Source organism: Pseudomonas sp. BN607 (assembly GCF_029871175.1).
GTDB lineage: Bacteria > Pseudomonadota > Gammaproteobacteria > Pseudomonadales > Pseudomonadaceae > Aquipseudomonas.
The window spans coordinates 79,383-97,738 of record NZ_SSOE01000054.1; the positions used below are offsets into that span (position 1 = coordinate 79,383).

The following is an 18,356-nucleotide window of genomic DNA, read 5'->3' on the forward strand; positions in this document are numbered from 1 at the left end:
GACAGCTCCTTGGGATTATCGTTATATCTTCAACTATATAGCGATAGGCCAATTGTCGGGAAGGTGCTTGATGATGCCCGGCCTGTTCAAGAACACGGCTTACTGGCCAAGCGAGATCAGTGCGTTTGCAGCAATTTCCCGAGTCAGCGCCTCAGCCGGCATATGCCGCCCCAATCTCAGTGCCTGGCCCGACCACAAGTTGCTGAAATCACTGTTACCCAGCGGATCGGTGATCGCCCGCAATGGCATCAATGCCCCACCCGCCAGCGGGAAACGTGGCGCCAGTGCGCTCATTGGCCCCAGCTCACGCATGATGCGGTTGTTGATGCCACGCGCTGGGCGGCCGGTGAACAGGTTGGTCAGCGCCGTGTCGCTGGCAGGCGCGCTGTCCAGCGCCCGGCGATGGGCTGGCGAAACCTTGGCCTCGGGGCAGAACAGGTACGCCGTACCAATCTGCACGGCAGAGGCGCCCAGGGCCAGTGCGGCCACCAGGCCGCGGTGGTCGCCAATGCCACCTGCAGCAATCACGGGCACACTGACGGCATCGACCACCTGGGGCACCAAGGCGAAGGTGCCGATCTGGCTGGTGATGTCATCGCTAAGGAACATGCCGCGATGGCCACCGGCTTCATAACCCATGGCAATGATTGCGTCGCAGCCGTTGCGTTCCAGCCAGACCGCTTCTTCCACGGTAGTGGCACTGGACAGTACCTTGGCGCCGCTGGCCTTGACCCGCTGCAGCAGCGCGGCTTGGGGCAGGCCAAAGTGGAAGCTCACCACCTGTGGGCGCAGTTCTTCGACCAACTGGCAGCTCTGCTCGTCGAATGGCGCACGGTTGGACACGGGTGTTGGCGCTGCGAAGTCGGCACCCACTTCCTCGTAATAAGGCTCAAGCGCCTGCTTCCAGCGCGCATCACGCTCGGCGTCCGGCGCTGGCGGCTGATGGCAGAAGAAGTTCAGGTTCAGCGGGCGCCCCGGGCAGCCTGCGCGGAACGCTGCGATCTCGGCGCGCACCTGTTCGCCGTTCAGCATGGCGCAGGGCAGGGCGCCCAGCCCACCGGCCAAGCCCACGGCAACGGCCATGGGCGAGCCTGTCGCGCCCGCCATGGGCGCCTGCAGAATGGGCAGTTCGACGCCCAGCAGGTCGAGGATACGGCGGTTGGGCCAGTGGCTCATGCGATACTCCTTGCGTGGGGCGAACGGTGCGGCGACGGGCGCTTGTGGCGGCTGCTACAGGGCCTTGCTGACCTGGATGTCGCTGATCTTGTCGGCGTCTTCGCCGTGAATCTTGCGCAGGGCCTCAAGCGCTTGCGCTTGGGAGGCATCGGGCATCAGTGCGAAATCCCAGCGGCGCTGGCCGTCGAGCTTGTATTTGATGACGTACTTGATGGTCTGGGTCATGGTGGCCTTATCTGAGTTTCGACGACGAACGACGGATGATCTTGATCTTGTGGGTCAGGGTCGGCTTGCGGGTTACCGAGATCGGGCGCGTGGTTACGGTATCGATGGTGATGTTCCAGAAACCGGTGCTGGGCACGGTGATCTTCGCCGGGAACTTTTCGAAATGGCCGCCGTGGTAGGTATGACGGCCGCCGTTCTTGAAGCTGCGGAAATTGGCGTCGTTCATCAGGCGGATATTGCAGCGCTGGGAGCACTCGATGACGACGATGTCGTCCTCGTTGAGGTGCTCGCGCTGGTGTACGAATTTCATGTGATGCTCCGCAAGGTCTGTATCTGCAAACGCAAACGATACCACGATGTGCCGTTACACTGCCGCGCTGTTCGCCAGGCGTAGATAAATCTGCCAAAGCAGGGAGCAAAACCGCCTGGCGGTGGTCGAAGCGTATTCTTGATGGCAGAGGTGCTGCAAATGAAGTGGATGGTGGCGGCGTTGTCGCTAACGCTGGGCGGCTGTGTAAGTGTTGCCGAGCTGGAACAGTCGCATGAAACGATGGACGTGATCTCTGGCAAGAGCCCGCGCGCCTACGCCGATTGCATCAAGCAAAAGCTGGCCGATACCCGTGACCCGCTGGTCGAAGAGCAGCGTGGCGACGGCCTGCGACTGGTCGTGCCGCAGAAACTCACCGCAGGTGCTGGCCCGGCCGCACTGGTGGACATCGACAAGCGTGGTAGCGGCAGCAGTATCAAGCTGCATGAGCGGCTGAACAATTTCCCGCTGCGCCTGGGCGATGTGCGCACTGCCGCTACCCAGTGCATCTCCGGAAGTTGATCTGAGGCAACGGCCCCTCCTTTCTTTGCTTATATGTTTTAAGCCTAAACATATAACAAAAGAAAAGGAGCGTCGTGATGGTACCGTTGAGATGCGCAGTGATCGGCAGTCTGCTGATCCTGGCCTGGCCGGTGGCGCATGCTGCCGATGGCCAGAAAATCTTCACCCAGGGCGGGGCCAACCCCGCTGCCATGGCTTGCCTGGGCTGCCATGGTCCGGACGGCAAGGGCATTGCCGCTGCCGGCTTCCCCCGCTTGGCCGGGCTTCCGGCAGGGTATCTCAGCAAGCAATTGCACGACTGGCGCAGTGGCACCCGCAAGCAGCCGGTGATGGAGCCGCTGGCCAAGGCCCTGAGCGAAGAGGAAATCACCGCCGTCAGTGCCTACCTGGCCAGCCTGCCCGCAGACCCCGCTGGCGATCTGCGCCGGCAGCAGATTGCTGATGACCCCACCACCCGCATGGCCCTTTACGGCGACTGGAACCGGCAGATTCCCGGCTGCGTGCAATGCCACGGCCCCGGTGGCGGCGGGGTGGGCGAGCATTTCCCGCCCTTGACCGGCCAGCCCGCCAGTTACCTGGTGGCGCAGCTTGATGCCTGGCGCAACGGCAGCCGCCGCAATGACCCCAATCAGTTGATGGTCGGCGTGGCCAAGGCCATGACCGAAGACGAGGTCAAGGCCGTTGCCGAGTTCTTCGCCCGCCCCGCCAGCCAGGAGGTCAAGCCATGAGAGCGACGATTCCCGCCTTGTTGCTGCTGGTCGTGAGTTGCCCTCAGGCCGCGCCCATTGCCATGGAAGACCAATCGCAGCTGAGGGTGCCCGGCGTGCAGGCGCCGCCACGGTTCGTGCCGCCCGCTGAGCGCGAGCTGCCTGACAATGCCTTTGGCAAGATGGTGCGCGAAGGGCATGCTCTTTTCGTCGACACCCGCCGGCTGATGCCCGAAGCCGTGGGCAATGGAATGAACTGCAGCAATTGCCACCTCGACCAGGGGCGCCTCGCGCATTCTGCACCGCTGTGGGGTGCTTACCCGATGTACCCGGCGTACCGCAAGAAAAACGACAAGGTCAACACCTTTGCCGAGCGTATCCAGGGCTGCTTCCAGTTCAGTATGAACGGCAGGCCGCCAGCCGCCGACAGCCCGCAAATGACTGCGCTGGCGGTGTATTCATACTGGCTGTCGACCAAGGCGCCGACCGGTGTGGAAATTGCCGGGCGTGGCTACCCCGAGGTGGCGCAGCCCAAGGGCGGTCATGACTTCAAGCGCGGCCAGCAGGTTTACGCTGAGCAGTGTGCGATCTGCCACGGCAACAACGGCGAAGGGCAGAAAGTGGCTGGCGAGTACGTGATGCCACCGCTGTGGGGCAAGGATTCCTACAACTGGGGCGCTGGCATGCACCGTATCAACACCGCCGCTTCGTTCATCAAGCACAACATGCCGTTGGGCAAGCCGGGGAGCCTGAGTGACGAGCAGGCCTGGGACGTGGCGGCGTGGATCAACCGTCATGAGCGCCCACAGGACCCGCGGCTGGTAGAAGGCTCCATCGAGAAGACGCGGGTGAAGTTTCATGCCAACGATGGGGTGAACCTGTATGGTCAAGAGGTCGATGGGGTGCTGATCGGGCAAGGGGCTGGTCACTGATGCGTATCTGTGCCGGCCTCCGCCAGGGCTCACACGCCGCGGGGCCGGCACAGAGGCTTGTGCTGTCATCCACCGGTCATGTATGACAGCAATATTTACGATCCCCCGGAACTATCTACACTGGGTTATCTCTATCTTCCCATCGGTCGGCCACAGGTGAGGCATTGTAAGGTGCGTGCCGCCTGATTAGACTGCGCCGAATTCCACAGGCCTAGCCTTTTGTAAGGACGTATATGATCAAGAAATGCTTGTTCCCGGCAGCCGGTTACGGCACTCGTTTCCTGCCTGCTACCAAAGCCATGCCCAAGGAAATGCTGCCGGTGGTCAACAAGCCACTGATCCAGTATGGCGTTGAAGAAGCATTGGATGCGGGTCTGAGCGAAATTTCCATCGTTACCGGTCGCGGCAAGCGCGCGCTCGAGGACCACTTCGACATCAGCTACGAGCTGGAAAACCAGATCAAGGGCACCGACAAGGAAAAATACCTGGTCGGTATCCGTCGCCTGCTCAATGAGTGCTCGTTCTCCTACACCCGTCAAACCGAAATGAAGGGCTTGGGCCACGCTATCCTCACGGGTCGCCCGCTGATCGGTGACGAGCCGTTTGCCGTGGTGCTGGCGGACGACTTGTGCGTCAATCCGGAAGGTGACGGCGTGCTGACCCAGATGGTCAAGCTGTACAACCAGTTCCGCTGCTCGATCATCGCCATTCAGGAAGTGGATCCGCAGGAAACCAACAAGTACGGCGTCATTGCCGGCGACATGATCCGTGACGACATTTACCGTGTCACCAACATGGTCGAGAAGCCTGCGCCGGAAGATGCACCGTCGAACCTGGCGATCATTGGTCGTTACATCCTGACCCCGGACATTTTCGACATCATCAAGAACACTCCGCCAGGCAAGGGCGGCGAAATCCAGATCACCGATGCGCTGATGCAACAGGCGCAAAACGGCTGCGTAATCGCCTACAAGTTCAAGGGCCAGCGGTTTGACTGCGGTGGTGCCGAAGGCTACATCGATGCGACCAACTTCTGCTTCGAGAACTACTACAAGACTGGTAAGGCTTACTGAGTAAGCCGCTACTCGTATCAGCGTTGATAACTGGGGCCGCGTTGCGGCCCTTCGCGGGCATTCCCGCTCTACAGGTACTGTGCAAGCCTTCAAGGTTGCGTAACCCTGTGAGAGCGGGCGTGCCGGCGAAGGGTCGCAAAGCGGCCCCAGTGCGTTATGCTGGGCGCCTGCCTAGGAGAGTGAATACATGGCCTACGATTTTGATCTGTTCGTGATTGGTGCCGGGTCCGGCGGCGTGCGCGCGGCGCGCTTTGCCGCCGGTTTTGGCGCAAAAGTGGCAGTGGCCGAAAGCCGCTACCTGGGCGGTACCTGTGTCAACGTCGGTTGTGTGCCGAAAAAGCTGCTGGTGTACGGCGCGCATGTTGCCGACGAACTGGAGCAGGCTGCAGGTTTCGGCTGGACCTTGGAAGAAGGGCATTTCGACTGGGGCACCCTGATTGCCAACAAGAACCGCGAGATCGAGCGCCTCAATGGCATTTACCGCAACCTGCTGGTCAACAGCGGGGTGACCCTGCTGCAGGGCCATGCGCGCCTTACCGGCGACCACGAGGTAGAAGTGGACGGCGAGCGCTACAGCGCCGGGCACATCCTCATCGCTACCGGTGGCTGGCCGCAAGTGCCGGACATCCCGGGCAAGGAACTGGCCATTACCTCGAATGAAGCCTTCTACCTCAAGGACCTGCCTCGGCGAGTGTTGGTGGTGGGTGGCGGCTACATCGCCGTCGAGTTCGCCGGTATCTTCCAGGGGCTGGGTGCCGACACCACACTGTTGTACCGTGGCGACCTGTTCCTGCGCGGCTTCGATGGTTCGGTGCGCACACACCTGAAGGAAGAACTGGAAAAGCGTGGCCTCGACCTGCAGTTCAATGCCGATATTCAGCGTATCGACAAGCTGGAGGATGGCAGCCTCAAGGCCACCCTCAAAGACGGCCGCGAGTTGGTCGCCGACTGCGTGTTCTACGCCACTGGGCGACGCCCGATGCTGGACGACCTGGGCCTGGAGAATACCGGTGTCGAGCTGGATGGGCGCGGCTATATCCGGGTTGACGAGCAGTACCAAACCACCGCGCCGTCGATCTTGGCCATTGGTGATGTGATCGGCCGTGTGCAGCTCACCCCGGTGGCCCTGGCCGAGGGCATGGCCGTTGCGCGGCGCCTGTTCAAGCCGGAGCAGTATCGCCCGGTTGACTACCAGAACATCCCGACCGCAGTGTTCAGCCAGCCGCCAATCGGTACCGTTGGCCTGACCGAGGAGCAGGCACTGGAGGCCGGGCACAAGGTGCAGGTGTTTGAAAGCCGCTTCCGCGCCATGAAGCTGACCCTGACCGACATTCAGGAAAAGACCCTGATGAAGCTGGTGGTCGATGCCGAGACCGACAAGGTGTTGGGCTGCCATATGGTCGGCCCTGACGCTGGCGAGATTATCCAGGGCCTGGGCATTGCCCTGAAGGCCGGTGCAACCAAGCAGCAGTTCGACGAAACCATCGGCGTGCACCCCACGGCGGCTGAAGAGTTCGTGACCATGCGCACCGCTACCCGCTGACCGCGAATCTAGCGCGATCCCTGTGGGAGCGGGCTTGTCCCGCGAACACGGGCGAAGCCCGTGCCATCCACCACGCCGTTCGCGCAGCATTCTGGATTTACGTTGTACTTCCAGGCTGCCGTAGCACCAAGTCGCCCTACGATGTGCCCGTTCTGAGCATGACATTCAGACGCACGATGAAAGTCCTCATGCAGGCCACGATAGCGACCACCGTGAGAGGACCTGGGCTTGGCCCTCCTTGTACCGCTACAGACTTCGCAATCCTTTGCTCAGCCCATTCCCTTCTATCAATAAACACCGGTTATAGCCAAAACCAATCACAAGCATGAGCTTTGCCAATGAGCCATCAGCGGGATGATTAGTTAGGATTCTATCCATCAACTGATTCCAACCCCATGAAGGAGCGTCTCTCATGCCAATCATCAACAGCCAGGTCAAACCGTTCAACGCCACCGCCTACCACAAAGGCGAGTTCGTGCAGGTCAGCGAAGCCGACCTGAAAGGCAAGTGGTCCGTCGTGTTCTTCTACCCGGCCGACTTCACCTTTGTCTGCCCGACCGAGCTGGGTGACCTTGCCGACAACTACGCCGAATTCCAGAAACTGGGCGTGGAAATCTACGGTGTGTCCACCGACACCCACTTCACCCACAAAGCCTGGCACGACACTTCCGACACCATCGGCAAGATCGAATACCCTCTGATCGGTGACCCGACTCACGTCATCTCGCGCAACTTCGACGTGCTGATCGAAGAAGCCGGCCTGGCCGATCGCGGTACCTTCGTGATCAACCCGGAAGGCCAGATCAAGATCGTCGAACTGAACGACGGTGGTGTAGGCCGCGATGCTGCCGAACTGCTGCGTAAAGTGAAGGCTGCCCAGTACGTTGCCGCCCACCCAGGCGAAGTTTGCCCGGCCAAGTGGAAAGAAGGCGAAGCCACTCTGGCGCCATCGCTCGACCTCGTAGGCAAGATCTAAGGTCATGCGCACCCCGCGGGCGGTAACCAGCCGCCAAAGCTGAAGTACCTACCGCCCCGTAAAAGCGCCCGGGCGACATCGCCTGGGCGTTTTTGTATCCGAGTTTTGAAAAAGGAATCGCCCGTATGTTGGACGCCACGCTTAAATCGCAACTGAAAACCTACCTGGAGCGGGTCACCCAGCCGATCGAGATCGTTGCCTCCCTCGACGACGGCGCGAAGTCCCGCGAATTGCACGACCTGCTGGTGGAAATCGCCGGCCTGTCGAACCTTATTACCTTCAGCGCGGACGGTACCGATGCCCGTCGCCCATCGTTCTCGCTGAACCGCCCGGGTGCTGACCTGAATGGCAACGGCATCAGCCTGCGCTTCGCCGGCATACCCATGGGCCACGAGTTCACCTCTCTGGTACTGGCGCTGCTGCAAGTCGGTGGCCACCCGTCCAAGGCCAGTGCCGAAGTGATCGAGCAGATCCAGGCGCTGGAAGGCGAGTTCACCTTCGAAACCTACTTCTCGCTGTCGTGCCAGAACTGCCCGGACGTGGTCCAGGCGCTGAACCTGATGGCGGTGCTGAACCCCAACGTGCGTCACGTGGCCATCGACGGTGCGCTGTTCCAGGCTGAAGTGGAAGCGCGCAAGATCATGGCGGTGCCGAGCATTTACCTGAACGGCGAAATCTTTGGCCAGGGCCGTATGGGCCTGGAAGAAATCCTCGCCAAGATCGACACCAGCGCCGGTGCCCGCCAGGCCGAGAAAATCAACGCCAAGGACGCTTTCGACGTGCTGGTGGTCGGCGGTGGCCCCGCTGGCGCGGCAGCTGCCATTTACGCAGCACGCAAAGGCATCCGTACAGGTGTCGCTGCCGAGCGTTTTGGTGGCCAAGTGCTGGACACCTTGGCCATCGAGAACTTCATCTCGGTGCAGGAAACCGAAGGGCCGAAGCTGGCCACGGCATTGGAAGAGCACGTCAAGCAATACGATGTCGACATCATGAACCTGCAGCGTGGCGAAGCGCTGATCCCGGCTATCGATGGCGGTCTGCACGAAGTTCGCCTGGCTGGCGGTGCTTCGCTCAAGGCCAAGACCGTGATCCTGGCCACCGGGGCTCGCTGGCGCGAAATGAACGTGCCGGGTGAGCAGGAATACCGCGCACGCGGCGTGGCCTACTGCCCGCACTGTGACGGCCCGCTGTTCAAGGGCAAACGCGTGGCGGTGATCGGTGGCGGCAATTCGGGCGTGGAAGCGGCCATCGACCTGGCCGGTATCGTTGCCCAAGTGACGCTGATCGAGTTCGACAGCCAGCTGCGTGCCGATGCGGTATTGCAACGCAAGCTGCACAGCCTGCCAAACGTGAAAGTGATCACCAGTGCGCTGACCACGGAGGTGCTGGGCAATGGTGAAAAGGTGACCGGCCTGCGCTACAAGGACCGTTCCACGGACGAGCAGCATGAACTGGCGCTGGAAGGTATCTTCGTGCAGATCGGCCTGTTGCCGAACACAGACTGGCTGAAGGGTACTGTCGAGCTGTCGTCGCGTGGCGAGATCATGGTCGATGCCAAGGGCCAGACCAGCATCCCGGGTGTGTTCGCCGCGGGTGACGTGACGACTGTGCCGTACAAGCAGATCGTGATTGCGGTGGGAGAGGGGGCCAAGGCCTCGCTGGCGGCCTTCGATCACCTGATCCGTACTTCGGCACCGGCATAAGCCTGTACCGGCCTCTTCGCGGCTAAAGCCGCTCCCACAGGTACTGCGCAGTTTTGAATACTGTGTAAATCCCTGTAGGAGCGGCCGCGAAAGGGCGGGTCCAGGCAAAGAAGAACCCGAGGGGTGTCTATGATTAGTGCAGATCCTCTCAGGAATCACACCCATGACCCTGATCAGCCGCGAACCCTGGTGGCTAGTCCCCCCCAAGCCCGGTCAGCAAGAGCAGGACCTGCACTGGGGCTACCTGGAAATCTACGCCGACGGCCGCACCGTGTTCGTCGACCAGCGCCCCAGTGACCGGGAACTGGCCGAGCGCAAGAGCTGCCGCCATTTCCCCGACCCCGAGCCGTGACGGCTCAGCCTTCCAGTTCGGCCAAACGTGCCTCCAGCGCAGCGATGCGGGCTTCGAGGGCTTCGATACGGTCTTCCGACACACTGCCGCCAGCGCTGCGGGCGCCACCTTCGTGCTGACGTGCAGCGAGGATCGCCTCGATCTCTGCCGGGTCGCCCAGGGCATGGGTGTAGCGGTCTTCGCGTTGGCCGGCCTGGCGTGGCAGGTGCAAGGCCAGGTCACGAGAGATCAGGCGCTCCAGCTGGTGCTGGATCTGCTCGGTGTCGTCGAAGTCATGCAGGCGGTTACTGCGGGTCAGCAGTTCGTTGAGGGTCTGTGGGCCGCGCAGGAACATCAGGCCCATCAGCACCAGTTGCGCCGGCACCAGCTCCAGTGCCTTGTCCACCCGTTGCTCCCAGCGATCGGCGCGGCTGCCCATCTGCAGGCGGGTCATGTCCTGCCCTTCAAGGGCGCGCAAGGCCTGGCCGACCTGGCCCTGGGTCAGGTTCATCACCGGCTCGCGGCTGGTCTTCTGGTTACAGGCCAGGACCAGGGCATTGAGGGTCAGCGGGTAGCTTTCGGGGCTGGTGGCCTGCTTTTCGATCAACGCGCCGAGCACGCGAATCTCGATGCTGGTGAAGCGGCCTTCGCCGACGGTTTCGTGTTCTGACATGGCCCTGTCTCATTGCTGGGGAAAGGCCACTAGCCTAGGTAAAGCGCCTGGCTTAAGCAATCATCTGCGTCTTGATAGGGCAAGCCCGCCGCTACAGAGCAATGCGCTCTCCTGTAGGGGCGGGCTGGTGCCGCGATCGGCCGCAAAGCGGCCCCGGCAACCTCAAGCGTTACGCCGCTCTTCAGCCAGGCAGGCCGCTGCGGTGAACAGCACATCGGTCGAGGAATTCAGCGCCGTCTCGGCCGAGTCCTGCAGCACGCCAATGATGAAGCCCACCGCCACCACCTGCATGGCAATTTCGCTGGGGATACCAAACAGGCTGCACGCCAGCGGTATCAGCAGCAGCGAACCACCCGCCACACCCGAAGCACCGCAGGCACACACTGCCGCCACCACGCTGAGCAGCACGGCGGTAGGCAGGTCTACCGGAATACCCAAGGTATGCACTGCCGCCAGGGTCAGCACGGTAATGGTGATCGCCGCGCCGGCCATGTTGATGGTCGCACCCAGCGGGATTGACACCGAGTAGGTGTCTTCATGCAGGCCAAGGCGCTCCGACAGTGCCATGTTGACCGGAATGTTGGCCGCCGAACTGCGGGTGAAGAATGCGGTAATGCCGCTTTCGCGCAGGCACAGCAGGGTCAGCGGGTAAGGGTTGCGGCGAATCTTCCAGTACACGATCAGCGGGTTCATTACCAGTCCCACGAACAGCATGCAGCCAATCAGCACCGCCAGCAGGTGCAGGTAGCCGAGCAGAGCGTCGAGGCCGGATTGCGCCAGGGTAGCGCTGACCAGGCCAAAGATGCCCAGCGGGGCGAAGCGGATGACCACGCGGACAATCAAGGTTACGCCGTTGGACAGGTCGTCGACCACGGTGCGAGTGGTTTCACCGGCATGACGCAGGGCTATGCCCAGGCCGATGGCCCAGGTCAGTATGCCGATGAAATTGGCATTGAGGAGGGCGTTGATCGGGTTGTCGACTGCGCTCAGCAGCAGGTTCAGCAGCACCTCGCTGATACCACCAGGCGCGCTCAGCGCAGCCTCGGAGGCGCTGAGTGCCAGGTTGGACGGAAACAGCATACTGGCGAACACGGCCACTACAGCTGCGGCAAAGGTGCCCAGCAGGTACAGCCAGAGGATCGGGCGAATGTGGGTTTCCTGGCCATGACGGTGGTTGGCGATCGAAGCCATGACCAGGATGAACACCAGCACGGGCGCCACCGCTTTGAGGGCGCTGACGAACACTTTGCCAAAGAAGCCCAGGTCGAGGGCCACGCTGGGCGCCAGCAGGGCCAGGGCGATGCCGGCAAGCAGGCCGATGACAATTTGCGCCACCAGGCTGGTGCGGTTGAGGAAGCGGAAGACAGGGGTCATGTGCAGCAGCGTCTCGAATTCTGGAAAGGGGCGGACTTTACCATAAGCGCAGTGCAGTCCTGCGCCGACCTCTGCGGGGTCACCAGTGAAACAACTCCCGGCGCGCGCCCTCGGTAATGGCCACGATCCCCGGGTGCTTGACCTTGCGCTCCACCGAAATCGCGTAGAACGACTCATGAACGGCTTCCGTCTGCCCGATCAGCCGCACGCCGTACTGGCGGCACACTTCTTCGGCAATGACGCTGGGGGCGACGAATATCCCGCTGCCGGACTGCCCGAACGCCTGCATCAAGGCGCTGTCATCGAATTCGCCGACAATCCGCGGCTGTACGTGTTGCTCCCCCAGCCAGCGCAGCAGACGGCTGCGCACAACGGTTTCCTGGCCGGGAATCAACAGTGGAGCGTCTTGCAAGCAGGCAGGGAAGGCCCCCCCGTGACGCTGGGCCAGCGCCGGGGTGGCAAAGAAGCTCAGCCCGCACTCGCCAAGCTTCTGGCTGTAGCCCTTGATGTCCAGGTTGTTCGGCATGGGGCTGTCGGAAATCACCAGGTCCAGGCGCTGGATCGCCAGGTCGGCAAGCAGCCGCTCAAGCTTGTCTTCGCGGCAATTGATGCGCAGCACATCGTCCAGCTCCATGGTCGGTGCCAGCAAGCGATACACAATGGACTTGGGCACCACGTCGGCAACGCCCACCCGGAACAGGATTTGCTCCTGTGGGCCAGCGCGCAGCATGGCCTCCAGCTCACCGCCCAGCTGGAACATCTGTTCGGCATAAACCAGTGTCTGGCGCCCGGTTTCGGTCAGCTCCAACTGACGGCCCACGCGCTGGAACAATTCCAGGCCGTAGGTTTGTTCGAACAGGCTTATCTGCCCGCTGATGGTTTGCGGGGTCAGGTTCAGTTGCTCGCTGGCGCGGGCGATGCTGCCGGTCTTGGCCACCGCCCAAAAGTAGTGCAGCTGCCGATAGTTGAGCATCAGTGCTTTCCAGGTTCGTAAAAACCGAAGTATAACCGCTGAAAATACGAATTTTCCTGATGTATTGCCTTGTCTAGAATTCACCTCCATCAGGCGCCCTGTGCGCCGCCGGAATATCGACAAGCGAGGAACCCATGCTGCAATTCAAATCCATCGGCACGCCGCTGGTACTGGCCTTGGCCCTGTTCACCCTGGCCGGTTGCGACCAAGCCGAGAAATCCGCCCAGCAAATGCTCGACCAGGCAGCGCAATCGGCCAAGCAGGTCATCGACGACACCAACAAGGCCGCCCAGCAAGCGTTGAGCGATGCCATTGGCACCCAAGGGCAAAAGCCCAAGGATGCCGAAAAGAAAGAAGAAACCCAGGAAATTTGACCTTAACCGCCGCTGCAGGATCTGAACAATGGAATATTTGCTGGAACTCGCCGCTAGCCCTACCGCCTGGATTGCCTTGGCTACGCTGGTCGCCATGGAAGTTGTACTGGGTATCGACAACCTGATCTTCATCTCGATCCTGACCAACAAACTGCCGGTGGCGTACCGATCCAAGGCGCGGCGGATCGGTATCAGCATGGCCTTGATCATGCGCCTGGCCTTGCTGAGTACGGTGGCCTGGATCGTGCAGTTGACCGACCCGGTGTTCGAAGTGTTTGGCAACGCCTTCTCGTGGAAGGATGTGATCCTGATCGCCGGTGGCCTGTTCCTGCTGTGGAAGGCGACCAAAGAGATCCACGAGAACGTCGACCCGCACGGCGCCAAGGAAGAAGCCAAGGTCGGCTCGACAGTTACCCTGGGTTTTGCAGCGGCGATTTTCCAGATTTTGCTGCTGGACATTGTCTTCTCGGTCGACAGCATCATCACCGCCGTGGGCATGACCGAGCACTTGCCGATCATGATCATTGCCGTGATCACTGCCGTGATCGTGATGATGGTGGCCGCCGACCCACTGGCGAACTTCATCAATGACAACCCGACCGTGGTGATGCTGGCCCTGGGCTTCCTGATCATGATCGGCATGACGCTGATCGCCGAAGGCTTTGGCGCCCATGTACCGAAAGGTTATGTGTATGCGGCGATGGCGTTCTCGACGGTGATCGAGATCCTCAACATCTTGGCGCGTCGGGCGCGGTTGAAGCGTGAAGCGACTGAAGGCTGATGTAACGACGGGGCGCCTGGCGCCCCGTTCCCAGTCTTGATCAAATCCAGTGTCAGTGCACCCCGGCATGCCGCCGCGCTCGCCGCACGGGCTCTGGCTTGGGCGGGGCCTGAGGTGGCAGGTGGTTATGGTGTGCATGACGCCGCACGATGCGCAGTACGCCCCAAAGCATGGCGGCTGCGACGCTCAGCCACATGCCTACCAGCATGAGGATTGCCAGGGTCAGGCTCATTTGTGCCTCCATCTCTACGGCAAGCCCTCGATTGGCCAGTGCTTGCCTTCCAGACACTGCTTTAGTCTAGCCCTTCGCCTGTGACGTTCCATCGAACAAAGGTCTATCTCTTGGTCCGATTCGCTCCAAGCCGCTGTCGGACTATACCCGCGCCGCTGTGGGACCTATGATCGTTTGCCAGAGCCGGGCGCTGCCTGCCTGGCGTTGAAGCAAGCGAGTGTCCATGCCGCAACATTCCTTCAAGACCGCTCACCGTCGGTGGCTGGCTGCCGTTGTCGTGGCGGCTTCACTGGCTGGCTGTGCCAGCGCGCCGCCCGCCAACCTCAAGGGCCTGCCGCAGCGGGTCGAAATCAGTAGCGTGCCGTTCTACCGTGGTAACGCCAACCATAGCGGGGCCATGGCCCTGGCGGCAGTGCTGTCGCAACAGGGTGCACCGATCACCCCGGGGCTGCTGGACAAGCCGCTGAACCTGCCGCAGGGGGCAGAGGCGCTGGACACCGGCATCCCGCGCGTGGCGCGGGACTATGGCATGGTGGTGTACCCACTGGACAAACAGTTGGACGCGCTATTGACCCAAGTGGCGGCGGGCAACCCGGTGCTGCTGCGTTACGAAGACGGTTCGGCCTGGTGGGCCGAGCCACGCTATGCGGTCCTGATCGGCTATGACCGCTACAAGCAGCGGGTACTGTTGCGCTCGGGCATGCACCGGCGGCAGGTCATGGCATTCGACGACTTTGCCTCGGCCTGGGCGAAGCAGGGGAGTTGGGCGGTGCTGGTGCAGCCACCCCGGCAATTGCCGGCCCAGGTGGATCGCCAGCGCTGGTTGCAGGCGGCAGATGAGCTGTCGCGGGCGGGGCAGGAGATTGCGGCCAGGCAAGCGGTGAGCAGCCTGGATAAGTAGTGTTGCCTGTGCTGGTCCTGTCGCCGGCATGCCCGCGACAGGACCATACCTGCTGGCATCAGAAGCCCAGGCGATCTCGCAAGCTGTAGTACCAGGCACCGATGGCGCTGAACGGTACACGCAGCATCTGGCCACCCGGGAACGGGTAGTGCGGCAGGCCGGCAAAGGCGTCGAAACGCTCGGCCTGGCCACGCAGGGCTTCGGCCAGTACCTTGCCCGCCAGGTGTGTGTAGGTCACGCCGTGGCCCGAGCAACCCTGCGAATAGTAGATGTTGTCGCCGATACGGCCAACCTGCGGCAAGCGGGAGAGGGTCAGCAGGAAGTTGCCGGTCCAGGCGTAGTCGATCTTCACGTTCTTCAGCTGCGGGAAGGCCTTGAGCATCTTCGGACGGATGATCGCTTCGATGTTGGCCGGGTCACGCGCGCCGTACACCACGCCACCGCCGAAGATCAGGCGCTTGTCGCTGGTCAGGCGGTAGTAGTCGAGCAGGTAGTTGCAGTCTTCGACGCAGTAGTCCTGCGGCAGCAGGGTACGTGCCAGCTCTTCGCCCAACGGTTCGGTGGTGATCACCTGGGTACCGCATGGCATGGACTTGGCCGCCAGTTCTGGCACCAGGTTGCCCAGGTAGGCATTGCCGGCGACGATGATGAACTTGGCGCGGACCTTGCCCTGCGGGGTGTGCACCACTGGGTTGGCACCACGCTCGATGCGGATGGCCGGGGTTTGTTCGTAGATGATGCCGCCCAGCGACTCGACTGCGGCAGCTTCGCCCAGGGCCAGGTTCAGCGGGTGGATGTGGCCGCCGCTCATGTCGAGCATACCGCCGATGTAGCTGTCGCAAGCAACTACCTCACGGATGCGCTTCTGGTCCATCAGCTCCAGCTGGTTGTGCCCAAAGCGTTCCCACAGGCGCTTTTGCGACTCCAGGTGGCCCATTTGCTTGCTGGTCAGGGCAGCGAACACGCCACCGTCTTTCAGGTCGCACTGAATGTTGTACTTGGCCACACGCTCACGAATGATGCGGCCGCCTTCGAAGGCCATGTGGCCCAGCAATTGTGCCTGCTTTGGGCCGACAGTGCGTTCGATGACGTCGATGTCACGGCTGTAGCTGTTGACGATCTGGCCGCCGTTGCGGCCCGACGCGCCGAAGCCGACCTTGGCCGCTTCCACGATGCTCACCTTGAAGCCATTCTCCAGCAGGAACAGGGCGCTGGAGAGGCCGGTGTAGCCGGCGCCGATGATGCACACATCGGTTTCCACCTCACCCTGCAGCGCCGGACGTGGCGGCACCGGGTTGGCCGAGGCGGCGTAGTAGGACTGGGGGTAGGGGGTGTTAGCCATGCTGCAGAAACCTCGTGTTTTATATTTTTAACGAATGTACCGATGCTATCAATAATAATAAACACCCGCTAGTCGTCTGTTGAAAATCCTTTACTGGGCCCCGACCAGCGCTTCTCTATAAAGAGGTTTAGATTCAGTAGCTTAGCGCGAAAAAAAGTGTTGACAGGGTTTTTGGAATGCGTAGAATGCGCACCACACGACAGGCACATAGCTCAGTTGGTTAGAGCACCACCTTGACATGGTGGGGGTCGTTGGTTCGAGTCCAATTGTGCCTACCAAATCGAAGAAGGGGTGATCCGCAAGGGTCGCCCCTTTTTTCATTGGCTTGTTTCGTAGCCCACGATCATCGTCCAGGCATTCCGCAGTACCTTCGAAAGGTTTTGATTTTTCTGAAAAAAACGCTTTACAGGTACGCATCCGGTCACTAATATGCGCACCACACGACAGGCACATAGCTCAGTTGGTTAGAGCACCACCTTGACATGGTGGGGGTCGTTGGTTCGAGTCCAATTGTGCCTACCAAATCCCAAAAAGGGCGATCAGCAATGATCGCCCTTTTTGCATTTGCCCACGAAGCAGCCTGTAACCTTTGGTCGCGCTTCGGCCATGGCCCGGCATGCTAGAATCCGCACCTTCGAATCTGGAGGTACACGCGTGCGCAAACTGGCTGTGGTAATGGCAGTGCTCGCCCTGGCGGGCTGTGAGAACGAGGTCGAAGGCGTGCACAAGCAGGTGGCCGAGCACCTGCACAACCCCAAGACGGCCAAGTTCGGCAACGTGCGGATCGACACCCAGGGCACCATCTGCGGCCAGGTCCGCGGCAAGGACGATGCCGGGCAGTACGAGGCCTATCGCAGCTACGTGGCGATCAAGCGCGATGGCCAGTACGACATCATTGTCGACGACACCGGCAACAACCTGCGCATCCGCGAGCTGTGCGGCGGCGCTGACCTGCAGCGCCGCGCAGAAGCGCTGGCCGACCAACCGGCACCCCAGGGCTGGGATGTTGAAGTGGTTCAGGGGGCCAACATGGGTGCCCTCAGCGATATGACTGCACGCCTGATCGAAAAGGGCATCCCGTCTTCGGTGGAGTACCGCGACGGCAAACCGGTGGTGCTGATGGGGCCGTTCCCCACCCGTGAAGAAGCGCAGGCGCGCCGGGATGAAGTAATGGCCAAGTTAGGAACTGACTCGGTGGTTATCCAGCACGGGGCAGCACGCTAAGCCCCACGCCCGCAATTCGAAACGGTCCCGGGCCGCGCTTGGCCGTGGAGGTCGGGCAAACCGGCGTACCAGAGCACGTGATAGACCCTGTTCACACATCTTGGCTATGCTTGGGTTGGGTGATGCTGAACGGGGAGCGCCGCATGTCTACACTGGAACGGGCCATTGCCGTGGCCGCCAGGGCGCATGAAGGGCAATACGACAAGGGTGGGGCGGCGTATATCCTTCACCCGCTACGCGTGATGATGCGGGTTGCCACACCAGAGCAACGAATTGTCGCGGTGCTTCACGATGTGATCGAAGATACCCCGCTGACCCTTTCGGATCTGGCGCGTGAGGGCTTCGCACTAAAGATTCTTGCCGCCTTGCTGGCGCTTAGCCGCCGCGAGGGTGAAGCCTACCAGGACTTCGTGGTGCGCTTGGGCGATGACCCATTGGCGCGCACCGTCAAGTTAGCTGACCTTGCCGACAACAGCGATCTTTCGCGCATCGCATGCCCAGGCCCCGCCGATCTGGCCCGTTTGGCCCGTTACCGGGAGGCCAGCGCCTACCTGCAGGGATTGACCTGAGGCTCAGCCACACGCCTTTCTGGGCTCGCATTGCCAGTGGGTGATCAGGCATGCAGCAGCTTTTCAATTTCCTCCGCCACCTGCTCAAAAGTCCAGGGCTTGGGCAAAAATGCAGCCTTGCAGGGTAAGGACTCGGGCGGAATCACTGCATCGCCCGAGGTGAGCAGTACGGGAACAGCGGGCCACCTGCGCCAGACCTCCCGAGCCAGTTGCAAACCGTCCACCTTCCCTGGCATGTGGATGTCGGTGAATACCAGCTTGACGGCCGGCCCGTTGCACAGAAACGCCAACGCCTCGTCACCATTTGCGCAACATGTAATCTGAAGGGCGTACAGTGACGAAAGGCTTTCGGCAGTCAGCTCTCTTAGTAATTCATCGTCTTCGACTAGCAAAATATGGCTGGGCATGGGGCGAACTC

Annotated in this window: 22 protein-coding genes and 2 tRNA genes; 15 read left to right on the forward strand and 9 right to left on the reverse strand. The window is 61.4% G+C overall.

Going from position 1 to position 18,356, the window contains the following annotated elements:
* Positions 1–99: 99 nt before the first annotated feature.
* From E8E68_RS13105 to E8E68_RS13115, 3 genes are read right to left on the reverse strand one after another with little or no spacing between them, the layout of a single operon-like run.
* Entirely contained in the window at positions 100–1,176 is a 1,077-nt protein-coding gene (locus tag E8E68_RS13105) for a nitronate monooxygenase (protein WP_266031079.1), read from the reverse strand.
* A 54-nt stretch (positions 1,177–1,230) separates the two neighbouring features.
* Complete coding sequence (locus E8E68_RS13110) at positions 1,231–1,401, reverse strand: hypothetical protein (RefSeq protein WP_165944137.1); 171 nt, start codon at positions 1,399–1,401, stop codon at positions 1,231–1,233.
* A 7-nt stretch (positions 1,402–1,408) separates the two neighbouring features.
* Positions 1,409–1,711 carry a DUF1883 domain-containing protein gene (locus tag E8E68_RS13115; RefSeq protein WP_003250918.1) on the reverse strand — a complete coding sequence of 101 codons (303 nt, stop codon included), beginning with the start codon at positions 1,709–1,711 and terminating at the stop codon, positions 1,409–1,411.
* Positions 1,712–1,870: 159 nt separating this feature from the next.
* On the opposite strand from E8E68_RS13115, the gene E8E68_RS13120 reads away from it, so the two are divergent.
* From E8E68_RS13120 to E8E68_RS13155, 8 genes are all read left to right on the forward strand, one after another.
* Entirely contained in the window at positions 1,871–2,230 is a 360-nt protein-coding gene (locus E8E68_RS13120) for a hypothetical protein (protein ID WP_266031076.1), read from the forward strand.
* Between the two features lie 77 nt (positions 2,231–2,307).
* Positions 2,308–2,958 (forward strand): c-type cytochrome, encoded by a 651-nt coding sequence (locus E8E68_RS13125; RefSeq protein WP_266031074.1) that lies wholly within the window; start codon positions 2,308–2,310, stop codon positions 2,956–2,958.
* Positions 2,955–3,869: a c-type cytochrome gene (locus E8E68_RS13130; RefSeq protein WP_266031072.1), complete on the forward strand. Its 915-nt coding sequence runs from the start codon at positions 2,955–2,957 to the stop codon at positions 3,867–3,869. The genes E8E68_RS13125 and E8E68_RS13130 overlap by 4 nt, the downstream gene beginning before the upstream one ends.
* A 233-nt stretch (positions 3,870–4,102) precedes the next feature.
* Positions 4,103–4,942 (forward strand): UTP--glucose-1-phosphate uridylyltransferase GalU, encoded by an 840-nt coding sequence (gene galU, locus E8E68_RS13135; protein WP_110743902.1) that lies wholly within the window; start codon positions 4,103–4,105, stop codon positions 4,940–4,942.
* Between the two features lie 187 nt (positions 4,943–5,129).
* Entirely contained in the window at positions 5,130–6,485 is a 1,356-nt protein-coding gene (gene gorA, locus E8E68_RS13140) for a glutathione-disulfide reductase (protein ID WP_266031069.1), read from the forward strand.
* A gap of 412 nt (positions 6,486–6,897) precedes the next feature.
* Positions 6,898–7,461 carry an alkyl hydroperoxide reductase subunit C gene (gene ahpC, locus E8E68_RS13145; protein WP_003250537.1) on the forward strand — a complete coding sequence of 188 codons (564 nt, stop codon included), beginning with the start codon at positions 6,898–6,900 and terminating at the stop codon, positions 7,459–7,461.
* A gap of 125 nt (positions 7,462–7,586) precedes the next feature.
* Entirely contained in the window at positions 7,587–9,164 is a 1,578-nt protein-coding gene (ahpF, locus tag E8E68_RS13150; protein ID WP_266031067.1) for an alkyl hydroperoxide reductase subunit F, read from the forward strand.
* Between the two features lie 163 nt (positions 9,165–9,327).
* Positions 9,328–9,516 (forward strand): hypothetical protein, encoded by a 189-nt coding sequence (locus tag E8E68_RS13155; RefSeq protein WP_266031066.1) that lies wholly within the window; start codon positions 9,328–9,330, stop codon positions 9,514–9,516.
* Between the two features lie 4 nt (positions 9,517–9,520).
* Here the strand turns inward: E8E68_RS13155 and E8E68_RS13160 are convergent, their stop codons facing one another.
* The 3 genes from E8E68_RS13160 to nhaR all read right to left on the reverse strand — a co-directional run bounded on the left by E8E68_RS13160 (position 9,521) and on the right by nhaR (position 12,515).
* Positions 9,521–10,168 (reverse strand): DUF480 domain-containing protein, encoded by a 648-nt coding sequence (locus E8E68_RS13160; protein WP_266031064.1) that lies wholly within the window; start codon positions 10,166–10,168, stop codon positions 9,521–9,523.
* 162 nt (positions 10,169–10,330) lie between these two features.
* A complete protein-coding gene (sstT, locus tag E8E68_RS13165) occupies positions 10,331–11,542 on the reverse strand; it encodes a serine/threonine transporter SstT (RefSeq protein ID WP_266031062.1) in 1,212 nt (403 codons plus the stop codon).
* Between the two features lie 79 nt (positions 11,543–11,621).
* Positions 11,622–12,515: a transcriptional activator NhaR gene (nhaR, locus tag E8E68_RS13170; RefSeq protein WP_266031061.1), complete on the reverse strand. Its 894-nt coding sequence runs from the start codon at positions 12,513–12,515 to the stop codon at positions 11,622–11,624.
* A 134-nt stretch (positions 12,516–12,649) separates the two neighbouring features.
* On the opposite strand from nhaR, the gene E8E68_RS13175 reads away from it, so the two are divergent.
* Both E8E68_RS13175 and E8E68_RS13180 read left to right on the forward strand, forming a co-directional pair.
* The gene (locus E8E68_RS13175; RefSeq protein WP_280342032.1) at positions 12,650–12,889 is read left to right on the forward strand and encodes a hypothetical protein; all 240 of its coding nucleotides are present in this window, start codon (positions 12,650–12,652) and stop codon (positions 12,887–12,889) included.
* A gap of 28 nt (positions 12,890–12,917) precedes the next feature.
* Positions 12,918–13,670, forward strand: a complete 753-nt coding sequence (locus tag E8E68_RS13180; RefSeq protein ID WP_110743910.1) for a TerC family protein — start codon at positions 12,918–12,920, stop codon at positions 13,668–13,670.
* Between the two features lie 52 nt (positions 13,671–13,722).
* Here E8E68_RS13180 and E8E68_RS13185 read toward each other — a convergent pair whose 3' ends face one another.
* Positions 13,723–13,902, reverse strand: a complete 180-nt coding sequence (locus E8E68_RS13185) for a hypothetical protein (protein ID WP_280342035.1) — start codon at positions 13,900–13,902, stop codon at positions 13,723–13,725.
* Positions 13,903–14,125: 223 nt separating this feature from the next.
* On the opposite strand from E8E68_RS13185, the gene E8E68_RS13190 reads away from it, so the two are divergent.
* Positions 14,126–14,803, forward strand: a complete 678-nt coding sequence (locus tag E8E68_RS13190; RefSeq protein WP_110743912.1) for a peptidase C39 family protein — start codon at positions 14,126–14,128, stop codon at positions 14,801–14,803.
* Positions 14,804–14,861: 58 nt separating this feature from the next.
* On the opposite strand, the gene E8E68_RS13195 is transcribed toward E8E68_RS13190, so the two are convergent.
* Positions 14,862–16,145 (reverse strand): FAD-binding oxidoreductase, encoded by a 1,284-nt coding sequence (locus E8E68_RS13195; RefSeq protein ID WP_110743913.1) that lies wholly within the window; start codon positions 16,143–16,145, stop codon positions 14,862–14,864.
* A 201-nt stretch (positions 16,146–16,346) separates the two neighbouring features.
* On the opposite strand from E8E68_RS13195, the gene E8E68_RS13200 reads away from it, so the two are divergent.
* The 4 genes from E8E68_RS13200 (at position 16,347) to E8E68_RS13215 (ending at position 17,938) form a co-directional block, all read left to right on the forward strand.
* Positions 16,347–16,423 (forward strand) — tRNA-Val (locus tag E8E68_RS13200).
* Positions 16,424–16,590: 167 nt separating this feature from the next.
* Positions 16,591–16,667, forward strand: a tRNA-Val gene (locus tag E8E68_RS13205).
* Positions 16,668–16,799: 132 nt separating this feature from the next.
* Positions 16,800–17,369 carry an SPOR domain-containing protein gene (locus E8E68_RS13210; RefSeq protein WP_003250559.1) on the forward strand — a complete coding sequence of 190 codons (570 nt, stop codon included), beginning with the start codon at positions 16,800–16,802 and terminating at the stop codon, positions 17,367–17,369.
* 143 nt (positions 17,370–17,512) lie between these two features.
* Positions 17,513–17,938: a GTP pyrophosphokinase gene (locus E8E68_RS13215; RefSeq protein WP_266031052.1), complete on the forward strand. Its 426-nt coding sequence runs from the start codon at positions 17,513–17,515 to the stop codon at positions 17,936–17,938.
* Between the two features lie 44 nt (positions 17,939–17,982).
* Here E8E68_RS13215 and E8E68_RS13220 read toward each other — a convergent pair whose 3' ends face one another.
* The gene (locus E8E68_RS13220; RefSeq protein ID WP_110743914.1) at positions 17,983–18,345 is read right to left on the reverse strand and encodes a response regulator; all 363 of its coding nucleotides are present in this window, start codon (positions 18,343–18,345) and stop codon (positions 17,983–17,985) included.
* Positions 18,346–18,356 lie beyond the last annotated feature (11 nt).

Coding starts and splice junctions, on each gene's coding strand:
- E8E68_RS13195 (WP_110743913.1), bottom strand. CDS start 16,145: ATGGCTAACACCCCCTACCCCCAGTCCTACTACGCCGCCTCGGCCAAC.
- E8E68_RS13125 (WP_266031074.1), top strand. CDS start 2,308: ATGGTACCGTTGAGATGCGCAGTGATCGGCAGTCTGCTGATCCTGGCC.
- E8E68_RS13155 (WP_266031066.1), top strand. CDS start 9,328: ATGACCCTGATCAGCCGCGAACCCTGGTGGCTAGTCCCCCCCAAGCCC.
- sstT (WP_266031062.1), bottom strand. CDS start 11,542: ATGACCCCTGTCTTCCGCTTCCTCAACCGCACCAGCCTGGTGGCGCAA.
- E8E68_RS13105 (WP_266031079.1), bottom strand. CDS start 1,176: ATGAGCCACTGGCCCAACCGCCGTATCCTCGACCTGCTGGGCGTCGAA.
- galU (WP_110743902.1), top strand. CDS start 4,103: ATGATCAAGAAATGCTTGTTCCCGGCAGCCGGTTACGGCACTCGTTTC.
- E8E68_RS13175 (WP_280342032.1), top strand. CDS start 12,650: ATGCTGCAATTCAAATCCATCGGCACGCCGCTGGTACTGGCCTTGGCC.
- ahpC (WP_003250537.1), top strand. CDS start 6,898: ATGCCAATCATCAACAGCCAGGTCAAACCGTTCAACGCCACCGCCTAC.
- E8E68_RS13220 (WP_110743914.1), bottom strand. CDS start 18,345: ATGCCCAGCCATATTTTGCTAGTCGAAGACGATGAATTACTAAGAGAG.
- E8E68_RS13190 (WP_110743912.1), top strand. CDS start 14,126: ATGCCGCAACATTCCTTCAAGACCGCTCACCGTCGGTGGCTGGCTGCC.
- E8E68_RS13120 (WP_266031076.1), top strand. CDS start 1,871: ATGAAGTGGATGGTGGCGGCGTTGTCGCTAACGCTGGGCGGCTGTGTA.
- E8E68_RS13160 (WP_266031064.1), bottom strand. CDS start 10,168: ATGTCAGAACACGAAACCGTCGGCGAAGGCCGCTTCACCAGCATCGAG.
- nhaR (WP_266031061.1), bottom strand. CDS start 12,515: ATGCTCAACTATCGGCAGCTGCACTACTTTTGGGCGGTGGCCAAGACC.
- gorA (WP_266031069.1), top strand. CDS start 5,130: ATGGCCTACGATTTTGATCTGTTCGTGATTGGTGCCGGGTCCGGCGGC.
- E8E68_RS13130 (WP_266031072.1), top strand. CDS start 2,955: ATGAGAGCGACGATTCCCGCCTTGTTGCTGCTGGTCGTGAGTTGCCCT.
- E8E68_RS13115 (WP_003250918.1), bottom strand. CDS start 1,711: ATGAAATTCGTACACCAGCGCGAGCACCTCAACGAGGACGACATCGTC.
- E8E68_RS13110 (WP_165944137.1), bottom strand. CDS start 1,401: ATGACCCAGACCATCAAGTACGTCATCAAATACAAGCTCGACGGCCAG.
- ahpF (WP_266031067.1), top strand. CDS start 7,587: ATGTTGGACGCCACGCTTAAATCGCAACTGAAAACCTACCTGGAGCGG.
- E8E68_RS13185 (WP_280342035.1), bottom strand. CDS start 13,902: ATGAGCCTGACCCTGGCAATCCTCATGCTGGTAGGCATGTGGCTGAGC.
- E8E68_RS13215 (WP_266031052.1), top strand. CDS start 17,513: ATGTCTACACTGGAACGGGCCATTGCCGTGGCCGCCAGGGCGCATGAA.
- E8E68_RS13180 (WP_110743910.1), top strand. CDS start 12,918: ATGGAATATTTGCTGGAACTCGCCGCTAGCCCTACCGCCTGGATTGCC.